The sequence below is a fragment of the Phyllobacterium chamaecytisi genome, assembly GCF_020164455.1.
GTDB classification, from domain to species: Bacteria; Pseudomonadota; Alphaproteobacteria; order Rhizobiales; family Rhizobiaceae; genus Phyllobacterium; species Phyllobacterium chamaecytisi.
In genome coordinates this window covers 1-395 of the sequence record NZ_JAIQWW010000080.1, presented here as the reverse complement: position 1 = coordinate 395, position 395 = coordinate 1, and the positions used below count along the sequence as shown (strand labels likewise).

Annotated in this window: 1 protein-coding gene; it reads left to right on the top strand. The window is 61.8% G+C overall.

Going from position 1 to position 395, the window contains the following annotated elements; translation table 11 throughout:
- Positions 1-15 precede the first annotated feature (15 nt).
- A partial coding sequence (locus LB462_RS31020) for a calcium-binding protein (protein ID WP_370637366.1) occupies positions 16-395 on the top strand: 380 nt, incomplete at its 3' end.

Sequence of the window (395 nt, the reverse complement as noted above, 5' to 3'; positions counted from 1 at the left end):
GATGGCAATGACAATATCGACAGCCGGGGCGGCAACGACACGGTCAATGGCGGCAATGGCAATGACCATATCATCACCGGCAGTGGCGATGATCTCATCTTCGCGGGAGCTGGCGACGACATCGTTCTCGCCGGCCTCGGCGACGATCAGGTCTTCGGCGGCAGCGGCAATGACCGGCTGTTCGGCGAGGAAGGTCGCGACACCATCTTCGGCGAAAGCGGTGACGATACCATCAGCGGTGGAGAGGATGACGACCTGCTGTTCGGCGGCGAGGGCAATGATAGCGTTGCTGGTGATCTCGGGCGCGATACCATTCATGGCGACGCCGGCGATGACCGGCTGGATGGCGGCGGCGGCAATGATATTATTTTCGGCCAGGCTGGCGCCGACGTTCT